General features: G+C 72.8%; 13 protein-coding genes. 2 read left to right on the top strand and 11 right to left on the bottom strand.

Annotation, left to right across the window (positions count from 1 at the left end):
- Positions 1 to 91: 91 nt before the first annotated feature.
- The 4 genes from OG370_RS31530 to OG370_RS31515 all read right to left on the bottom strand — a co-directional run bounded on the left by OG370_RS31530 (position 92) and on the right by OG370_RS31515 (position 6,361).
- Positions 92 to 1,849 (bottom strand): IucA/IucC family protein, encoded by a 1,758-nt coding sequence (locus tag OG370_RS31530; protein WP_328474612.1) that lies wholly within the window; start codon positions 1,847 to 1,849, stop codon positions 92 to 94.
- Positions 1,850 to 2,001: 152 nt separating this feature from the next.
- A complete protein-coding gene (locus OG370_RS31525) occupies positions 2,002 to 2,715 on the bottom strand; it encodes a GNAT family N-acetyltransferase (protein WP_328470221.1) in 714 nt (237 codons plus the stop codon).
- An 85-nt stretch (positions 2,716 to 2,800) separates the two neighbouring features.
- Positions 2,801 to 4,624: an IucA/IucC family protein gene (locus tag OG370_RS31520; protein WP_328470219.1), complete on the bottom strand. Its 1,824-nt coding sequence runs from the start codon at positions 4,622 to 4,624 to the stop codon at positions 2,801 to 2,803.
- Between the two features lie 264 nt (positions 4,625 to 4,888).
- On the bottom strand, positions 4,889 to 6,361 hold the full coding sequence (locus OG370_RS31515; protein ID WP_443060779.1) for a diaminobutyrate--2-oxoglutarate transaminase family protein: 1,473 nt from the start codon (positions 6,359 to 6,361) through the stop codon (positions 4,889 to 4,891).
- A 179-nt stretch (positions 6,362 to 6,540) separates the two neighbouring features.
- Between OG370_RS31515 and OG370_RS31510 the strand changes: the two genes are divergently transcribed.
- Complete coding sequence (locus tag OG370_RS31510; protein WP_328470217.1) at positions 6,541 to 7,716, top strand: trypsin-like serine peptidase; 1,176 nt, start codon at positions 6,541 to 6,543, stop codon at positions 7,714 to 7,716.
- Between the two features lie 117 nt (positions 7,717 to 7,833).
- Here OG370_RS31510 and hflX read toward each other — a convergent pair whose 3' ends face one another.
- From hflX to miaA, 5 genes are all read right to left on the bottom strand, one after another.
- Complete coding sequence (hflX, locus tag OG370_RS31505) at positions 7,834 to 9,333, bottom strand: GTPase HflX (RefSeq protein ID WP_328470215.1); 1,500 nt, start codon at positions 9,331 to 9,333, stop codon at positions 7,834 to 7,836.
- 217 nt (positions 9,334 to 9,550) lie between these two features.
- Entirely contained in the window at positions 9,551 to 11,758 is a 2,208-nt protein-coding gene (locus OG370_RS31500) for a RelA/SpoT family protein (RefSeq protein ID WP_328470213.1), read from the bottom strand.
- A 242-nt stretch (positions 11,759 to 12,000) separates the two neighbouring features.
- Positions 12,001 to 12,906 (bottom strand): diaminopimelate epimerase, encoded by a 906-nt coding sequence (gene dapF / locus OG370_RS31495; RefSeq protein WP_328470211.1) that lies wholly within the window; start codon positions 12,904 to 12,906, stop codon positions 12,001 to 12,003.
- Between the two features lie 73 nt (positions 12,907 to 12,979).
- Positions 12,980 to 13,390 carry a hypothetical protein gene (locus OG370_RS31490; RefSeq protein WP_328474608.1) on the bottom strand — a complete coding sequence of 137 codons (411 nt, stop codon included), beginning with the start codon at positions 13,388 to 13,390 and terminating at the stop codon, positions 12,980 to 12,982.
- A gap of 414 nt (positions 13,391 to 13,804) precedes the next feature.
- Positions 13,805 to 14,737, bottom strand: coding sequence for a tRNA (adenosine(37)-N6)-dimethylallyltransferase MiaA (gene miaA / locus OG370_RS31485; protein ID WP_328470209.1), 933 nt, complete (start codon positions 14,735 to 14,737; stop codon positions 13,805 to 13,807).
- Positions 14,738 to 14,982: 245 nt separating this feature from the next.
- Between miaA and OG370_RS31480 the strand changes: the two genes are divergently transcribed.
- Positions 14,983 to 15,207 carry an antitoxin gene (locus tag OG370_RS31480; RefSeq protein ID WP_328470207.1) on the top strand — a complete coding sequence of 75 codons (225 nt, stop codon included), beginning with the start codon at positions 14,983 to 14,985 and terminating at the stop codon, positions 15,205 to 15,207.
- Between the two features lie 187 nt (positions 15,208 to 15,394).
- Here the strand turns inward: OG370_RS31480 and OG370_RS31475 are convergent, their stop codons facing one another.
- The gene (locus OG370_RS31475; protein WP_328470205.1) at positions 15,395 to 16,162 is read right to left on the bottom strand and encodes a class III extradiol dioxygenase subunit B-like domain-containing protein; all 768 of its coding nucleotides are present in this window, start codon (positions 16,160 to 16,162) and stop codon (positions 15,395 to 15,397) included.
- Positions 16,163 to 16,435: 273 nt separating this feature from the next.
- Positions 16,436 to 17,944 (bottom strand): tRNA (N6-isopentenyl adenosine(37)-C2)-methylthiotransferase MiaB, encoded by a 1,509-nt coding sequence (gene miaB, locus OG370_RS31470; RefSeq protein ID WP_328470203.1) that lies wholly within the window; start codon positions 17,942 to 17,944, stop codon positions 16,436 to 16,438.
- Positions 17,945 to 18,086 lie beyond the last annotated feature (142 nt).

Below are 18,086 nucleotides of genomic sequence, written 5' to 3'. Positions count from 1 at the left end.
CACTCCCGCCGTCGGGCCGTTCGTCGGCTCAGCCGTCGTCGGACCGATCGTAGCGGCGCCCGGCGGGGCGTCTCGGCGCCAGGCAGCGCGCTCAGGGCCCGCAGAGCGGATTGGCCACGGTCCCGTGCACGGCGGCGTGCGGGCGGTTGGCCCGGTCGCGGTACCCGTCGAGGTGCAGACGGTTGCGGTTGAGGCACAGCCGGGCGATCCGCGGCGCGAAGAGGTCGAACAGCGCGAACCGCTCCTTGAGTTCGGGGAAGCGCTCCTGGTGGCGCACGATCTCCTCCCGTACCAGCGCCCAGAACTCGTTTTCGGGAACGCCGAGTTGCTGCTCGCACAACGGCGCGAGATAGCGGAACACTCCGATGAACAGGCCCGAGTGGATGAACTGGGTGAGGAATTCAGGCGACTCGGTGAGCAGCACGGCGCGGACGTCCGCCGGCATGGTGTCGTGTTCCGGCAGCGGCTGGGCGGAGACGTTCACGTCGTCGACGAAATCCTTGACCGCCAGCCGCACCGGGATGTCGTGCTCGTCGTAGACGACGATCGCGTTCTCGCCGTGCGGGGAGAACACCGTGCCGTACCGGTAGAGGAAGTGCAGCAAAGGAGGGAGAAGCGCGGCAAAGAGGTGTCGCAGCCACACCCGCGGGGAAAGCCCGGAACGGGCGACGAGTTCGGCCGTGAAGGCGCGGCCCGCCGGGTCGGTGTGCAGCAGGGCGGCAAGCGTACGGGCGCGCTCGCCGGGAGCGAGGTACGCGGTCAGCGGCTCACGCCAGATACAGCCGAGCAGTTCGCGGTACTGATAGGGCACCGCGGGCATCCTGTCGTATTGCGGATGGGCGACGGTGACGGACGCCACCTCGCCGAGCAGGATCACCCGGGCCTCGTCGCGCAGGAACCGGTCGTGGTCGCGCAGCGTGTGCACCCAGCCGGTGACCGCGGGGGCGGCCAGCGTGCGCTCGGTGGGCAGGCCGCGCCAGACCAGGGTGTTGAGCACCGACAGCGGGAGCTTGACGGTGCGGCGGTGCGGCCGGCTGGTGTTGAGGAACGTGCGGATCGACTGCTGCGGCAGCCGGAGGTCGTTGTCGGTGGTGAGGTGGATGATGGACCCGTCGGCGATCGCGGGTGCGAAGAGCGGGGCGACGACCTGTTCCCACTGCCAGGGGTGGACGGGTAGCAGCAGGTAGTCGGCGGGATCACGGTCGTGGTCGGCGATCGTGCGGTGGAAGGTGTCCAGGGTCTCGGGGGCGAGTTCCTCGGCGTAGAGCGGGTCGGAGGTGTTCAGGGTGCCGGTGCCCCGGTATTCGGCGAGGTCGCGGTGGACGGCGATCCACGGCAGTCGGTGGCGTCTGCGGGCTTCGGGCGCCCAGTGCGCCGCGTCGGCGTCCGAGAACCCGATACGGCCCTTGTTGGCCACGAGCCATGGGTGGCCGGTCTGGTGCCCCTCGAGTTCGGCGTAGCCGAGGTCGGCGAGTTCGGCGGCCGGCAGCGCGTTGGCGTCCAGGCGCACATCGGCGCACAGCGTGGCGAGCAGTTCCCTGATCAGGTGGCCCGTGGTGTCGCCGCTGAGCCCGAGCACGCTGTCGTGGCCGTGCGCGAGGAAGTGCAGCGGGTCCCCGGTCGGGGTGATGCTGCCCGCGTCCACGTACCAACTCCCGTACGAGCCGCGGCGCGCGCGGAAGCGGTAGGTGACGTCGGGCGCGACATCGACCCGGTAGGTGTCGGGGCCGGACGCCGGGTCGGGTTGCGGCGCGATCACGTCTTCGTAGGCGAACTCGGCGAGCATCTTGGCGAGCAGCCGCCTGGCCGCGCGCTCCCACGCGGCGCCGGACTCGGTCGGGGATGGCATCGTCACGGTGGGCTCCTGCGGACGGGACGGAAGGGCTGCTTTGCGAAGCGGCCGCCGCCGGTCGGACACGACCGGCGCGGTCGGGCGTGCTCGGCGGCGTCCGGTCGCGATCGGATGCGGTCGGACAACGCCGGACGCGGTCGGGCACCGTGTCAGACGCGGTGACGCAGGGCTCGGTCGCGGATCATCAGGGCGGCGCGCTTCCCCGGCAGGTCGACCTCCGCGGAGAGCCGGAAGCCGGCGGCGAGGAAGGCCGCCACGGAGGGGGTGTTGCGCAGGTCCGGTTCGGCGATCACCCGGCCGCAGGCGGAGCGGTGGTCCAGGACCAGGTCGGAGACCGCGCGCAGCAACGTGCCGCCCAGGCCGCGGGCACGGTCGGCGACACCGCCGATGAGCAGATGGACACCGGTGTCGTGCGGCCGGGCCGGGTAGTAGCGGGCGATCGGGTCGAGGTCGGCGCGATAGACCTCCCAGTAGCTCATCGCACTGCCGTCGAGCACGCCGAGGCAGGGCACGCTGCGGCCGTCGCCGTCGAGTTGGGCCCGCACATGGGCCTCGGTGACCCGCTGCTCGCCGGCCAACTCCCAGAACTCGGCGACTGCCGGATCGTTCATCCACCGGGTGAGGACCGCGAGGTCCCGGTCAGGGACGACCGGGACCAGCCGGAAGGGGCCGGCCGGTGTCTCGGCGGCCGGCCAGGCCGCGATGCCGTCGAGCAGCCCGCCCGCGACGCCACCGGCTGCTCCCGCCGCGCCGCCCGCGACGCCCGTCGGCTCCCCCACGGCGCTGTCCGCGAACAGCGCGAGGACCTCCGGTGGCAGTTTCAGGTCGAGGGTGTCCTCGGTACTGGAGTCGGCGGATGGCAACGGAACTCCTTCCTGTCCCGGTCGGGCGCGGAAGGGCCGCGCGGGCGGGGCGTAGAGGCCGGTCGGCGGTGGTGCGTGCCGCCGCTCAGCGGGCCAGCGGGTTGGGCAGGGTGACGTACACGGACTGGGTGTCGACCGGCCCGACGAGTTCGTCCATTCCGTGCAGCCGGGTCAGCAGGTTGGCCTTGCAGCGCAGTTGCGGGCTGTGCAGCAGTCGCTCGGGAAGGCGGCTGGAGCCGCCCGCCACGCCCGCGAGGAAGCGGCGGAAGGCGGCGAGCAGCACTTCCTCGTCGGCGAGCCGCTGCGCCCCGAAGGCGCCGATCAGGCCGAGGACGTTGTTGATGCCGAGGTAGTAGGCGAAGCGCTCGTCGGCCACCTCGTCGGCGACGAAGGTGTCGCTGTGGGCGCCGATGCCGGGCAGTTGGCGTTCCAGGGCGTCGCGGTGCGACTCGCGGAAGTAGTAGCCCTGGTTGTCGCGGTAGCGGCCGCCGCGCGGCCAGCCGTCGGCGTCGAGCAGCACGATGGTGTTCTGCTGGTGCGCCTCGAGCGCGATGCCCGCCTCGCCGTCCAGCCATAGTGCCGGCCGGACCACCTCGTCGAGGTAGCGCAGGAACCACTCGGTGGCGACCGCGGTCCCCGGCCGTCCGCTCCGCTCGGAGAGGCGGCCGACGAGCACCGCGAGCCGGGAGGCCAGCGCCGGTGCGGGCAGTCGTGGCCAGGGCCGCGGGGAGGTCAGTCCGGCCACGCAGTGCGCCTGCGCGCCGGGCCCGAACGGGTTGTGCCGCAGGGCGACGTCAAGACCGGTCAGCGGGCGGCCGTCCCTGTCGTCCACGCCCAGCCAGGCGGGGTCACGAACGATGTCGAACCGGGGATAGGCCTCGTGCCAGCGGGCGGCCAGCCCGCTGCGCAGCAGCCGGTGCACCTCGGTGCCGCGCAGCAGCTCCTTGCGGAGGTTCTCCCGGCGGGAGTTGGTGATGCGCAGGGCCAGCGACAGCTTCAACATGACCTGTTCACCCGACCGGTAGACCGTACGCACCGACGAGGTGGGGTGCCAAGGCTCCCCGAGGGTGCCCAGGTCGTGCAGCAGCCCGGCGTCGAACAGCTCCTGTACGGCCGGCCGATGGCGGACCTCGCGTGCCTGCCACGGGTGCAACGGCAGCGGTGCGGTACCGGCGGGCAGCTCAGGGCCGGGTCCGGCCAGCGCCGTGAGCAGGTCGGGCGCGGACACCGGACGGCCGCGATCGGTCCACGCCGAATCGGTGGCGAGCAGCGAGCGGTCCACCGCGAACCAGTGCAGCGGGAAGGCGCCGCGCAGCTCGGGCGAGTAGGCCGCCGACTCGGCGTCGCCCAGGCCGTCGCGGCTCTTGGGCGTCGGGTGCAGCGGGTGGCCGAGGATCAGCGCCTGCTCGGAGTCGAGGAACGGCAGTTCGGGATCACCGTGGCCGGGGCGTTCGCGCCGGGCGGTGACGAAGACGGCGGTCCGGCGTACCGAGTCCGCCACCCTTGCGACCAGGTCGGCGCCCTCCGCCGGGTCGGCGCCGCTCTCCCGGGCCAGCAGCGCGGCGAGTTCGACCGCGGTCAGCGGCCGCTGGTCGGCCGTGGTGAGCCGGACGGGCCCGAAGCGGTGGTGGCCGGTGGCGGACCAGTGGTGGACGACCGCACCGGCCGCGGTGCCCGCCGCCGGCAGCGGCACCCGCAGCAGCCCGTCGGCCGGCTGCGCCAGGCCCTTCTCGCGGGTCCAGCAGCGCAGCAGTGCCTCGGTGCCGGCCGCGTCGGCCACGGCGTACGGCTCCTCGCGAGCCAGCGGGTCGGGACCGGTCACGATCCGGGGGGTGCGTGCCCGCTGGGGCGGCACGGAGGTGGCGGTGTCATGGCGGTCGGTGCCGGCGGGGTCCACGGGTGCGGTCATGCCAGGGGCCTCACTTGTCGTTACGGCGGTACGGCGGTGCGGCAGTGCTGTACGGGGGCGGGGGTGATGTGCCTTGGTGGGTCGGTGCGCTTCGGGGCGGCGGCGCCGTGCGCCGAGGCGACGGCTCGGCGTGGCACGCGGTGGGACACGGCTGCCGCGCCCCACCGTTGCAGCCAGGTCGTGGCGCGGTCAGGGGCCGACCGGCCCAGCGGAGCGGGGATCGGCGTCCTGCGCGCCGGCGTGCCCGCGGTGCGGTGGTCGCCCTCACGGGGTGCCCGCCGGCTGTGCCTCGCTCGTGCGCAGGGTGTCGATCCCCTTGGCCCGCCCGCCGATGGGGCCGCCACGGCTGCCGGCGTCGGGCACGTCGGCGGCGGCGATGGCGTCGGAGAGCCGGTCCAGTACGGCTTCGGCCTGCTCGTCGGTGATCGTCAGCGGTGGCAGCAGCCGTACGACGCTGGAGTGCCGACCACCCAGTTCGATGATCAGACCGCGCCGCAGGGCCTCCTGCTGGACGCGGGCGGCGAGACGCGGCGCGGCGGGCAGCGCCCCGCGGTCGTCGGGCTCGGCGCCGGTGTCGACAAGTTCGACGCCGATCATCAGGCCGCGGCCACGCACGTCGCCGATGCAGGCGTGGTGGGCGGCCAGGCCGCGCAGCCGGCGCAGGATGCGGGACCCGATCTCCTCGGCCCGCTCGTGCAGCGCGTTCCGCGCCACGTAGCGGATCGTGGCGGTGCCCGCGGCCATGGCGAGTTGGTTCCCGCGGAAGGTGCCGGCATGGGCACCTGGATGCCAGGCGTCCAGTTCCTCGCGGTAGACGATCACCGCGAGCGGCAGGCTGCCGCCGATGGCTTTGGACAGCACCATCACGTCGGGCACGATGCCGCTTCGCTCGACCGCCCAGAACGTACCGGTGCGGCCGACTCCGGTCTGCACCTCGTCGGCGATCAGCGGGATGCCGCGGGCCGCGGTGATCTCCCGCATCCGGCGCAGCCAGGAGTCCGGGGCCGGGATGACACCGCCCTCGCCCTGGACGGGCTCCAGCAGCATCGCCGCGGGCTGCTGCACGCCGCCCTTGGGGTCGTCGAGCAGACTGGCCGTCAGCCGCGCGGACAGCTCGGCACCGCGCTCGCCCCCGGTCCCGAACGGGCAGCGGTAGTCGTACGGATACGGCAGCCGGGTGACGCGCGCGTCCGCCTCGGCGGTGGCTCGCGCGTCGGTGTCGCCGGTGGCCGCGAGGGCTGCCGCGGTCATGCCGTGGTACGCGCCGGAGAAGGCGAGCAGGCCGGTCCGGCCGGTGGCGATCCGGGCGAGCTTGATGGCCGCCTCGACCGCGTCGGTGCCGGCCGGGCCGCAGAACTGGATGCGGCCGTGGTCGGCGAGCGCCGGTGGCAGCGTCTCGAACAGGGCGGTGGTGAAGTCGTCCTTCACGGGCGTGGCGAGGTCCAGGACGTGCAGGGGCGCGCCGGAGTCCAGCACCCGCCTGACCGCCTCCAGGACCACCGGGTGGTTGTGGCCGAGCGCCAGCGTGCCCGCGCCTGACAGGCAGTCCAGGTAGCGACGGCCGTCGGCGCCCTCGATGGTCATCCCGCGGGCGCGGACCGGCACCACGGGCAGCGACCGCGCGTACGTGCGCGCCGCGGACTCGCGCTGTGCCTGTCTGCGCAGGATCGCCTCCCCCGCACCGAAGTCTTCGTCGGGTGCCGTAAGTTGTCCCGGCACGCTCGAAGTGGCCGCCACGTGTGCTCTCCTCCTGCTCGGCGTTCCGTCCGTCCCCCATCCGTACTAACGACGCGGTCACCGACCGATCACGGGCCGTCGCCCGACTTTCCCGCGCGGAACCGCCCACAGGTCCGGTGCCGTCCATGAATCAGGCAGCACACGAGCCACGAACGCACGAATCAGGGGGACATACGTCCATGCCATCGATACGCAGGCCGCTGATCGCCGTGGCGGCCGCGGCACTTCTCGCGGGCGCGGCCACCGCGTGCGGGCCGTCCGGGAGCAATGACGACGCCAAGGCGACGACATCGCCGAGCGCCACCGCGGCGGCCAGGAAGACATTGCCCAAGCTGCCTACGTCACTGCCCACGAGCCTCGGCGACCTGAAGAAGTGGGAACAGGCGTACAAGGACGGCGGCTGGAAGAACTGGGACAAGTCGTCGTGGCTGCGCAAGGCCCAGGACTTCGTCAACCCGGTGATCGACGGTCTGTGGAGCAACGACCGGATGAAGGGCGCCGGTCAGGACGACAAGCAGGTGCCCGCGGATGTGCCCGCCGACCAGGGGAAGACCGACCCGGTGCCGGCGCCCGAGGCGGCCAGGAAGGTCGGCTCGCCGTACCACGACAACGCGCCGGCGGTCGGCAAGCTCTTCTTCGACAGCCCGAAGGGGCCCATGGTCTGCTCGGCCACGGTGGTCGACGATCCGGCGCACCCGGGCAAGTCGAACCTGGTGTGGACGGCCGGGCACTGCGTCCACGCGGGCAAGAGCGGAGGTTGGTACCGCAACATCGCCTTCGTGCCCGACTACAACGACGCCGGTCAGAGCGCGGCCGCGCTGGCGAACGCGGGGGTGGACAAGCTCGCGCCGTACGGCGTGTGGTGGGCGGACTGGGCCGGCACCTCGGACGAGTGGATCGCCTCCGGCTCCGAGGAGGGCGGCGGCGGTTCGCCGTACGACTTCGCGGTGCTGCACGTGACGCCCGCGAAGGGCTCCGGCGGCAAGTCGCTGCAGGAGACGGTCGGGGCGGCGATGCCGGTGTGGTTCGACGCTCCCTCGACGACGCAGATCAAGACCATCGGCGCATGGGGTTACCCGGCGGAGGCGCCTTACGACGGCCAGCGGATGTACGCCTGCCAGGGCAAGCCGGGCCGGCTGTCGCTGCTCGCCTCGGCACCGACGGAGTACCGGCTCGGCTGCACGATGACCGGCGGTGCCTCCGGTGGCGGGTGGTTCGCCACGATGCCGGACGGCAAGCAGGGGCTGGTCAGCAACACCTCGATCGGCCCGATCACGGCAACGTGGCTGGCGGGGCCCCGGCTGGGCGCGGACGCGAAGAAGCTCTACGACGGAGTGAGCAAGAAGTTCAGCTGAGCCGGGTGATGGTGACAGCGCAGTGACGGGTAAGGGTCCGCCTCCAAGAGGCGGACCCTTACCCGTTGTTGTGCGCCCAGGAGGCGAACCTCGGCCCGGTGGCCGGTCGAACTCCGGTCAGTGCTGGGCGGCGAGGGTGAACGGCGCCAGCTCGGCGGCCAGATCCTCGTGTACCCGCACCCGCAGCAGGGTGCCTTCGCCGGTGTGCTCCTCGGAGAGCACCTCGCCGTTGGCATGCGCCCGGGAGACCAACCCGCCGTGGGTGTAAGGCACCAGGGCCTCGATCTCCACCTGCGGGCGCGGCAGCGCGTCGTCGATGATCTCGAGAAGCTCGTCGATGCCCTGCCCGCTGCGCGCGGACACCGCGATGGCGTGCTTCTCGGCCCGCAACAGCCGCTGGAGGACCAGCGGGTCGGCCGCGTCAGCCTTGTTGACCACCACGATCTCCGGCACCTGGAGTGCGCCGACGTCGCGGAACACCTCGCGGACCGCGGCCAGTTGCTCCTCGGGCACCGGGTGCGAGCCGTCCACCACGTGCACGATCAGGTCGGCGTCGCCGACCTCCTCCATGGTGGAGCGGAACGCCTCGACCAGGTGGTGCGGCAGGTGCCGGACGAACCCGACCGTGTCGGCGAGCGTGTAGAGCCGCCCGCTGGGCGTCTCGGCGCGCCGGACGGTCGGGTCCAGGGTGGCGAACAGGGCGTTCTCCACCAGGACTCCGGCGCCGGTGAGCCGGTTGAGCAGCGAGGACTTGCCCGCGTTGGTGTAGCCGGCGATGGCCACGGACGGAACCTTGTGGCGCCGTCGCTCCTGGCGCTTGAGGTCGCGGCCGGTCTTCATCTCCGCGATCTCCCGGCGCATCTTGGCCATCTTCTCGCGGATGCGCCGCCGGTCGGTCTCGATCTTGGTCTCACCGGGTCCGCGGGTGGCCATGCCGCCGCCCGAGGAGCCGGAGCCACCGCCACCCATCTGCCGGGACAGCGACTGGCCCCAGCCGCGCAGCCTCGGCAGCATGTACTGCATCTGCGCGAGCGAGACCTGCGCCTTGCCCTCACGGGACTTGGCGTGCTGGGCGAAGATGTCCAGGATCAGCGCGGTGCGGTCGACCACCTTGACCTTGACGACGTCCTCGAGGTGGATCAGCTGGCCGGGGCTCAGCTCACCGTCGCAGACCACGGTGTCGGCGCCGGTCTCGACGACGATGTCCCGCAGCTCCTGCGCCTTGCCGGAGCCGATGTACGTGGCCGGGTCCGGCTTGTCGCGGCGCTGGACCACGCCGTCCAGCACGATGGCGCCCGCGGTCTCGGCGAGGGCGGCGAGCTCGGCCAGCGAGTTGTCGGCGTCGTCGACGGTGCCGGAGGTCCACACCCCGACGAGCACCACGCGCTCCAGACGGAGCTGCCGGTACTCGACCTCGGTGACGTCCTCCAGCTCGGTGGAGAGTCCGACGACCCGGCGCAGAGACGCGCGGTCGGAGCGGTCGAACTGGTCGCCGTCCCGATCCTCGTCGATCTCGTGGCTCCAGGCCGCGTCCTCTTCCATCAGGGCGTCGGCCCGAAGGCTCTCCGGGAGGCGCTGGCGGTTGTTCGAAGAAGAGGAGGAAGCGTTGGAGGTCATCGGGTCCTTCGGTCGTACGGTCAGTGGCCGGCAGCCGTGGTGGCGCCGTTACCTTCGATGGTCGCACGCCGGGGCGGAAGGGTCACGCGACTTTCGGTCCGACCGGCAGCCGGTTCCGCGAGAAGTTCGCATTCCGAACGAAATCCGCACAGGATCACCCGCAGGAGTGACGAAATCCGGGAACAGCGGGAAGCGACCGCCCGTTTACCCAGTGTGATCAGTTACGAACAGCAGCGACAGCAGGCTGGGCGCGGTAGACGTCGTACACGCCCGGCACCGACTTCATGGCCCGCATCAGCCCGGCGAGAGCTTCGGGCGCGGGCAGTTCCACGGTGTAGGTGTGCCGGACCCGATGCTCCTGCGGCGGCTCCACGGCCGCGGAGACGATGCCGATCCCCTGGGCGGCGATCACCTCGGTGAGGTCGGCGAGCAGTCTCGGCCGGCTGAGCGCTTCGGCCAGGACGGTGGCGCGGAAGTTCCCGGCGGAGGTGCCGTCACGCCATCGGACGGGCACGGCGGTCCGCCCGGCCGCCGCCATACGGGAGCCGGCCGGACACCCGGCCCGGTGCACCGCGACGGTCCCGCCGCGGATCACGAACCCGGTCACGCGGTCCGGCGGCACCGGCGTACAGCAGCGCGCCAGCCGCACCGCGGCGCCGGGCAGGTCGGTGACGGCCACCGGGTCGGTGTCCGGCGTGCTGTCGACCGCTGGCAGCGGACGGGCGGCGGGCGCGGCGGCCGGCCGGGCCCCGCCGGTCGCGGTCGGGTGCAGCGCCAGCCAGCCGGTGATGGCGATCCGGGCGGCCGGAGTGGTCGCGTGCTCCAGCCATTCGGGGTCGGGGCCTTCGGGCTCGCGCGCCGACGCGGCGGTGTCGTCCATCAGGAGCTGGAGAGCGTCGCCGTCGCGCAGGCGGGTGCCGAGCGGCGCCAGCCTGCCGTTGACCCGCGCGCCGACGCAGGCGTGGCCGGCCTCGCCGTGGACGGCGTAGGCGGCGTCCACGCAGCTCGCGCCCGCGGGCAGCCGGAGAGTGCCGGAGCGGTCTCCGTCCTGGCTGGTGAAGACGGTGATCTCGCGGTCCTGGGCGAGGTCGTCGCGCAGCGCCGTCCAGAAGGTGTCCGGGTCCGGGGCGGCGCGCTGCCACTCCAGCAGCCGGGCGAGCCAGCCCGGCTGGGTGGGGTCGGGGTCCGCCCAGCCGTCCCCGGAGGCGCCTGGCGCCTCCGGGCCCTGCGCGGCCTCGGCCGCGTAGGGGTCGCCGAGGGCGATCACACCGGCCTCGGCGACACGATGCATCCGCTTGGTGCGCACCAGCACCTCGGCGATCCGGCCGTGCCGGTCGGCGACGGCGGTGTGCAGCGATTGGTAGAGGTTGAACTTGGGAGCGGCGATGAAGTCCTTGAACTCGGCGATGACGGGGGTGAAACAGGTATGGAGCTCGCCCAGCACGGCGTAGCAGTCGGCGTCCTCGTCCACGAGGACGAGCAGGCGGCCGAAGTCGCAGCCGCCCAGTTCGGTCACGCCGCGCTTGAGCATCAGGCGGTGCACGGACACGGTGTGGCGGGGGCGGATGCCGACCTCGGCGGCGATGCCCGCGTCACGCAGCACACCGCGCAGGTCGTCGGCGACGACGGAAAGGGGGTCGGGCCGCGCCCCGGCCGCTTCGATCATCGTGCGGGTGCCGGCGTGCTCCTCGGGGTGGAGGATGGCGAAGACCAGGTCCTCCAGTTCGCTCTTGAGCGCCTGCACGCCGAGTCGTTCGGCGAGCGGGATGAGCACGTCGCGGGTGACCTTGGCGATCCGGGCCTGCTTCTCGGGCCGCATCACCCCGAGGGTGCGCATGTTGTGCAGCCGGTCGGCGAGTTTGATCGACATCACCCGCACGTCGTTGCCGGTCGCGACGAGCATCTTGCGGAAGGTCTCGGGTTCGGCGGCGGCACCGTAGTCGACCTTCTCCAGCTTGGTGACGCCGTCGACGAGATAGCTGACCTCCTCGCCGAAACCCCGCCGGACCTGATCGAGCGTCACCTCGGTGTCCTCGACGGTGTCGTGGAGCAGCGAGGCGGTCAATGTGGTGGTCTCGGCGCCGAGTTCGGCGAGGATGAGGGTGACCGCGAGCGGGTGGGTGATGTACGGCTCGCCGCTCTTGCGGGTCTGCCCCCGGTGCGAGGACTCGGCGAGCACATAGGCGCGGCGCAGGGTCTCGACCTCTTCGCGGCCGGCCTCGGGATGGCGGGTGCGGTGGACCTTGATCAGATGCTCGATGGCACCGGGCAGGCGGCCCCTGCTGTGGCCGTTGCTCCCCAGGAGCGCCACCCGGCCCAGACGACGGAGGTCGATCCGGCGCAGATCGATCCGGCGCAGCCCGCGCCGGACGACATCGGCGGCGTTCTCCGCACTCTCCGCGTTCACCGCGTTGTCTGCGCTCATCGGGGCCTCCCGGCAGCGTGGACCGGCTGCGGGAACTCACCACGCCCCGTGGGGCCGCGCCGGTGATTGATGCTATCGAGCCCACCACGTGCGGCTGCCACGCTCTCGCCGAGAGTGATCCCCATCACCCGTTCGAGGGAAGGCGTACGGGTGTGGTGACCTGATACGTCCGGTTCGGGTGGTGCGAGCCGGCGCCGACGGTGCCAGGCCGGCCCGCAAAGGGACCGCCGGGGGCCACCGGGTCAGCGCCCGGGGCCGGCGAGCCAGGCTGGGTCGACGGTGCCCTCGGCGAGGATGACGGCGGGACCGGTCATCTCGATCTCGCCGTCGGCGCGCTCGGTGATCACCAGACGGCCGCCGGGCACATCGACGGTGTAGGTGACCGGTTGGCCGGTGGCAGTGGGGTCCAGACCGTCCCTGCGGGCGGCGGCGACCATCACCGCGCACGCGCCGGTGCCGCAGGAGCGGGTCTCTCCCGAGCCGCGCTCGTGCACCCGCATGGCGACATGGGCGGGGCCGCGGTCGACCACGAACTCGACGTTGGTGCCGTTCGGATAGGCCGAACCAGGGCTGACGGCGGGTGCACGCAGCAGGTCGCCGGCGTCGTCCAGGTCGTCGACGAAGGCCACCGCGTGCGGGTTCCCCATGCTGACGTGTACGGCGGGCCAGGTGCGGCCGTCGACACCGACGTTGACGGCGCCGCCGGGCAGTTCGGCGGGCCCCATCGTGACGGTGACGTCGCCCGGTGTGCCGTCCACGCCGTCCTTGCCGATGTGGACATGCCGCACTCCGGCACGGGTGGCGATGTCCAGGTCCCCGGCGCCGGCGCGTCCGGTCCGCTGGAGATAGCGGGCGAAGACCCGCACGCCGTTGCCGCACATCTCGGCGATGCTGCCGTCGCTGTTGCGGTAGTCCATGAACCACTCGGCCTCGGCGGCGAGCGCGGCCGCCTCCGGATGAGCGGCGGAGCGCACGACCCTGAGCAGACCGTCGGCGCCGATGCCCGCCCGCCGGTCGCACAGCCGCGCCACGTCGCCCGCCGACAGTTCGAGCCGGCCGTCCGGGTCGGGGACGATCACGAAGTCGTTCTCGGTGCCGTGGCCCTTGAGGAAGGCGATGGGGGCGTCGGCGGAGCGCGCGTCAGTCACAGGTCCGATCGTACGTGGTCGGCCGTCGGTGCCGGGTATGCCGCCCGCACGGCGCTGACCTGGCGGCGCGCGGTCAGCGCAGCCGGGCGACCCGCCAGACGGCGAGCAACGCCAGCAGCACGATCAGTGCGGCATAGCCGGCGACGTAGCGCCAGTCGGCGCGCTCGCCCGAGCCCCGCGCGGGCAGTCCCGGCCAGGTCTGGCCGATCCGGCGGGCGGCCGCCAGGCCCCACCCGGCCGCGCAGCAGCACAGCAGCAGGCCGAGCATCGCGACCACCGGGCCGGTGTCCCCCGACTCGAAGGCGAGCGGGAAGGCGAACATCAGCGAACCGCCGACGGCCAGGGCGACGATCGGCGCGATCTGCCAGATCCGCAGCCGGCGCTGCGGCCGCAGCTCGCGGAAGGACTCGCCGTCCGCCATGGACGGCATCGGCTCCCCGGCCTCGAGCGGGTCGAGGTCGTCCAGCACGCCGAGCGGTTCCAGCCGGTCGAGCCGTTCCAGGTTGTCGTACCGGTCGAGCGACGCGACCGACGCGAGCAGATCGCCGGGGTCGTCCGGATCGACGGCGACGTCGGCCACGGAGTCGAGGCCGGGCTCGGGGTCGGCGGGCGCGTCCGGACCGATCAGCGCGTCCGGATCGAACGGAGCGTCCACGGAGTTCAACGACTCCAGGGAGTCCAGTGGTGGACGGGAGTCCGGAATCTGCCCCTGCCGGTGGTTCCGGTTCTGACTCCTCGCCGAGCGGTCGGAGTCCGTCGATGTGTCGCGCCCCGGTGGGGTGTCGCGTGGGCCGGCTGCCATCGCCACGCGCCCTCCCGTACGTCGACACAGTAGCTCGAAGCACGATGATGACACGGGCGGGAGGCGCCTCCGGGACACCGAGGCGTCCCGATGCAATCACGTGATCAGGCTGTGACCGCTTCTTGGAGTATCCCGCGCCAACGCCAGCGCCTGCCCGGCGAGTTCCGTTCCCTGGGTGGTGAGCCAGTGCACACGCGGGTCGCGCCGGAACCACGAGTCCTGACGCCGGGCGAAGCGCTTGGTGGCGCGTACGGTCTCGGCGTGCGCGTGCTCCTCGGTGCAGTCGCCGGCGAACCAGGCGAGCACCTGCTGGTAGCCCAGCGCGCGCGACGCCGTACGGCCCTCGCGCAGCCCGGCCGCCTCCAAGGCGCGCACCTCCGCGACGAGTCCGGCCTTCCACATCCGGTCCACGCGCAGCGCGATCCGCTCGTCGAGCTCGGGCCGCGGGACGGCGACCCCGATCTGCACGGTGTCGTAGACGGACTCGGGGCCGGGCAGGTTCGCGGTGAAGGGCTGCCCGGTGATCTCGACCACCTCCAGCGCGCGCACGATCCGGCGGCCGTTGCTCGGCAGGATCGCCCGAGCGGCCTCGGCGTCCACGGCGGCCAGCCGGGCGTGCAGGGCACCCGGCCCCCGCATGTCGAGTTCGGCCTCCAGACGGGCGCGGACGGCGGGATCGGTACCCGGGAAGCGGAGGTCGTCGAGGGCCGCGCGGACGTAGAGCCCGGAGCCGCCGACCAGGATCGGCACCTTGTCCTCGGCGAGCAACCGGTCGATCTCCCCACGGGCCAGTCGCTGGTAGTCGGCGACGTTGGCGGCTTCCGTGACGTCCCAGATGTCGAGCAGGTGGTGCGGCACGCCGCCCCGCTCCTCGTCGGTGAGTTTGGCGGTGCCGATGTCCATGCCCCGGTAGAGCTGCATGGAGTCGGCGTTGATCACCTCGCCGCCCAACTCCCGTGCCAGGGCGACGCCCAGATCGGACTTGCCGGCCGCGGTGGGCCCGACGACGGCGATCACGCGCTTGTTCACCCTGCAAGTCTCCCAAACTCCGCCGTGACGTACCGATCGAGTGATGATCGCAGGCGCCGGCCGACCGGTTGTCCACAGGGCGTGGCGGTCGGCGGCGCGAAAAGCCGGCAGCACGGGTATGGTCGAGAAGTGGAGGGCGCCATGTGCCCTTTGGTGTGCTTTGCGACCTGGTCACCGCCGGTGTCGGCGCATCCCGGCCGTCCCCCTGGCCGTCACTTCGAGGGGAATCCCAGGGAAGGTGCCAGATGAGCTTCATGGACTCGCTCAAGGGCAAGATCGGCGTGTCGAAGGACAAGGCCGCAGACCTCGCCAAGCAGCACGGCGACAAGATCCAGCAGGGCCTCGACAAGGCGGCCAAGACCGTCGACTCCAAGACCGGCGGCAAGTACAGCAACCAGATCAACTCGGGTGTGGGCAAGGCGAAGGACGCCGTGAAGGGCTACGGCGACAAGGGCCGCGACGCCACCTGAGCACCGACCCAACCGGTCCTGGTTCTGGGTGCCTCCCCGGGCCGTGACCAGCGCGCGGACGTATGAGCGCGCGCCCTGATGCCGGACGGCCGCGGACCCCACCATCCGCGGTCAGTCCACGTTCCGGGCCTATGCGCCTACGCGTCCGAACCGCAGGGCGGCCCCACGGCTCGCCTCGGCGGGCCCGCTACGTCCAGGTCGCGACGAAGTAGCCGACCCCGTACGGCGCCGCGTCGTACAGCAGTTCACCCGCCAGCCCGGCGCCGCGTGCCGCGCCCGCCAGCACCTGCCACGGCGCCCGCCCCGCCGCCTGGACCGCCTGGGCCAAGGCCGTGTCGAGCCCCTCCAGCGCCGCGGTGTCGGCCGCGCCGAGCGCCGCGGCCACGGCGGCGTCGAACGGTTCCGCCCGCTCGTCCAGATAGCCGGGCGCCTTGACCGTACGGCACGCACTGCCGTCGCCCATGACCAGCAGCGCGACCCGCGGCGCCGCATCGGCGACGGCCCGCCCGGCCACCGCGCACCGCTCCTGCTCCAGTTCCTCCCCCACCCCGAGCCCCTCGACAGGCGACGCCTGCCAGCCGCGCAGCAGCCACGCGGCCACCGCGAGCGAGGACGGCAGCGGAACCGGCGAGGCGGGCGGCGCCGCGTCCACGCGGTCGGAGGACGGCTCCGCGGTTCGCTCTTCGGCGGGCTCGTCAGCGCGCGGTTGTCCCAGCGTCACGTCGACCGCGACGCCGTAGCCGCGGAAGGAGCCGACCGCACCGGGAGGGAAGACCTCGCGCCCAGGTCGCGGAGCCGGACCGACGACCACCAGCCGTTCCGGTCGCGCCGCGGCCAGCACGCCGACGGCGTCCGCGCAGGCCGCCCGCAGGGTGTCCAACTCGGGCGCGGCACCGGCCGCGACCTCGGGTACGAGCAGCGGCGGGCAGGGGCAGACGGCAGCGGCGACCAGCATGATCGGAACCCTACCGGCCCGGCCTCTCACCGGCCCGGGCCCCCGACGCCGGTCTGGCGCCGATCCAATGCCGGTCCGACGCCGGTCCAACGCGGGTCGGACGCCGGTAGGACCCCGCTGACGAGCCACGACCGCGTGCCCACGCCGACCGCGTCCCCGCCCGACGGCAGCCCCCGGTCGCCGCCCAGGGCACCCTCGAAGGCCGCCGACGGCCCTTCACCGCCCCGGCCGGCCCCGCACGCCCCATCTCCCCGGCCGCGATGTCCGCGGCCCTCAGTCGAGCGCGCAGCCGCCCGCCGGTACCGCCTCGGGCGCGGGCGCCGGAGCACCGATCGTCGGCAGGCCGAGCATCACGCCTGCGGGCTTGGCGGCCGCAGCGCCCTGGCGCCGCTCCCAGGCGTCACCGGCGCGAGTGCGGCGGACCGACAGCGGGGGCCGCTCGGCGAGCAGGTGGTGCGGGGCTCCGTAAGTGATCTCGACGGTCGCCATGTCGCCGGGCCTGACCTCCTGCTCCGGCCGTGCGAAGTGCACCAGCCGGTTGTCGGGGGCACGGCCGGACAGCCGGTGGGTGGCGTCGTCCTTGCGGCCCTCGCCCTCGGCGACCAGCACCTCCAGGGTGCGGCCGACCTGCTTCTTGTTCTCCTCCCAGGAGATCTCCTCCTGGAGTGCGACCAGCCGCTCGTAGCGCTGCTGCACGACCGCCTTGGGGATCTGGCCGTCCATCTCGGCCGCCGGGGTGCCGGGCCGCTTGCTGTACTGGAAGGTGAACGCCTGCGCGAAACGCGCCTGGCGCACGACCTCCAGGGTCTGTTCGAAGTCCTCCTCGGTCTCGCCGGGGAAGCCCACGATGATGTCGGTGGTGATGGCGGCGTCCGGCATCGCGGCGCGCACCTTCTCGATGATTCCGAGGTAGCGGTCCTGCCGGTACGACCTGCGCATCGACTTCAGCAGCCGGTCGGAGCCCGACTGGAGCGGCATGTGGAGCTGGTGCATCACGTTCGGCGTCTCGGCCATGGCGGCGATCACGTCGTCGGTGAAGTCGCGCGGGTGCGGGGAGGTGAAGCGGACCCGCTCCAAGCCGTCGACGGCGCCGGTGGCCCGCAGCAGCTTGCCGAACGCCTCGCGGTCGCCGATGTCGGAGCCGTACGCGTTGACGTTCTGACCGAGCAGGGTGACCTCGACGACCCCCTCGGCGACCAGCGCCTCGACCTCGGCGAGCACGTCGCCGGGCCGCCGGTCCTTCTCCTTGCCTCGCAGCGCGGGCACGATGCAGAACGTGCAGGTGTTGTTGCAGCCGACCGAGATCGCGACCCAGGCCGCGTACGCCGACTCGCGGCGTGAGGGAAGCGTGGAGGGGAACGTCTCCAGCGACTCGACGATCTCGACCTGCGCCTCGTCCGCGATCCTGGACCGCTCCAGCAGCACCGGGAGCTGCCCGATGTTGTGGGTGCCGAAGACGACGTCGACCCAGGGGGCGCGCTTGACGATGGTGTCGCGGTCCTTCTGCGCCAGGCAGCCGCCGACCGCGATCTGCATGCCAGGGCGCGCGGCCTTCTTCGGCACGAGCTGGCCGAGGTTGCCGTAGAGCCGGTTGTCGGCGTTCTCCCGCACCGCACAGGTGTTGAAGACCACGACGTCCGCGCCGTCGGCGCCCTCCGGCGCCCGCACATACCCCGCGTCCTCCAGGAGGCCGGCCAGACGCTCGGAGTCGTGGACGTTCATCTGGCACCCGTAGGTGCGGATCTCGTAGCTTCGCTGGAGAGCGGTGTCCTGCGCGGTCATGCCCCCAGGGTAGGCGCTGCCCACGACATACCCGAACCCGGTTTGCCGCCGGGCGGACAGGGACGGCGCACCGGGTGGCGGCCGGGGCCGCCCGGTCCCGGCCGCGCCTTCCTTCCCGGCGGTACGGCTGGCAGGATCGCGG

It is taken from the genome of Streptomyces sp. NBC_00448, from assembly GCF_036014115.1.
GTDB lineage: Bacteria > Actinomycetota > Actinomycetes > Streptomycetales > Streptomycetaceae > Actinacidiphila.
The sequence above is the reverse complement of the archived record's forward strand: the minus strand, read 5'-3'. Positions and strand labels throughout refer to the sequence as shown.

What these genes read in the sequence shown, in the direction of transcription:
- miaB (WP_328470203.1), bottom strand. Translation starts at nt 17,944, where the DNA reads ATGACCGCGCAGGACACCGCTCTCCAGCGAAGCTACGAGATCCGCACC.
- OG370_RS31510 (WP_328470217.1), top strand. Translation starts at nt 6,541, where the DNA reads ATGCCATCGATACGCAGGCCGCTGATCGCCGTGGCGGCCGCGGCACTT.
- OG370_RS31480 (WP_328470207.1), top strand. Translation starts at nt 14,983, where the DNA reads ATGAGCTTCATGGACTCGCTCAAGGGCAAGATCGGCGTGTCGAAGGAC.
- OG370_RS31530 (WP_328474612.1), bottom strand. Translation starts at nt 1,849, where the DNA reads ATGCCATCCCCGACCGAGTCCGGCGCCGCGTGGGAGCGCGCGGCCAGG.
- OG370_RS31475 (WP_328470205.1), bottom strand. Translation starts at nt 16,162, where the DNA reads ATGCTGGTCGCCGCTGCCGTCTGCCCCTGCCCGCCGCTGCTCGTACCC.
- OG370_RS31520 (WP_328470219.1), bottom strand. Translation starts at nt 4,624, where the DNA reads ATGACCGCACCCGTGGACCCCGCCGGCACCGACCGCCATGACACCGCC.
- hflX (WP_328470215.1), bottom strand. Translation starts at nt 9,333, where the DNA reads ATGACCTCCAACGCTTCCTCCTCTTCTTCGAACAACCGCCAGCGCCTC.
- OG370_RS31500 (WP_328470213.1), bottom strand. Translation starts at nt 11,758, where the DNA reads ATGAGCGCAGACAACGCGGTGAACGCGGAGAGTGCGGAGAACGCCGCC.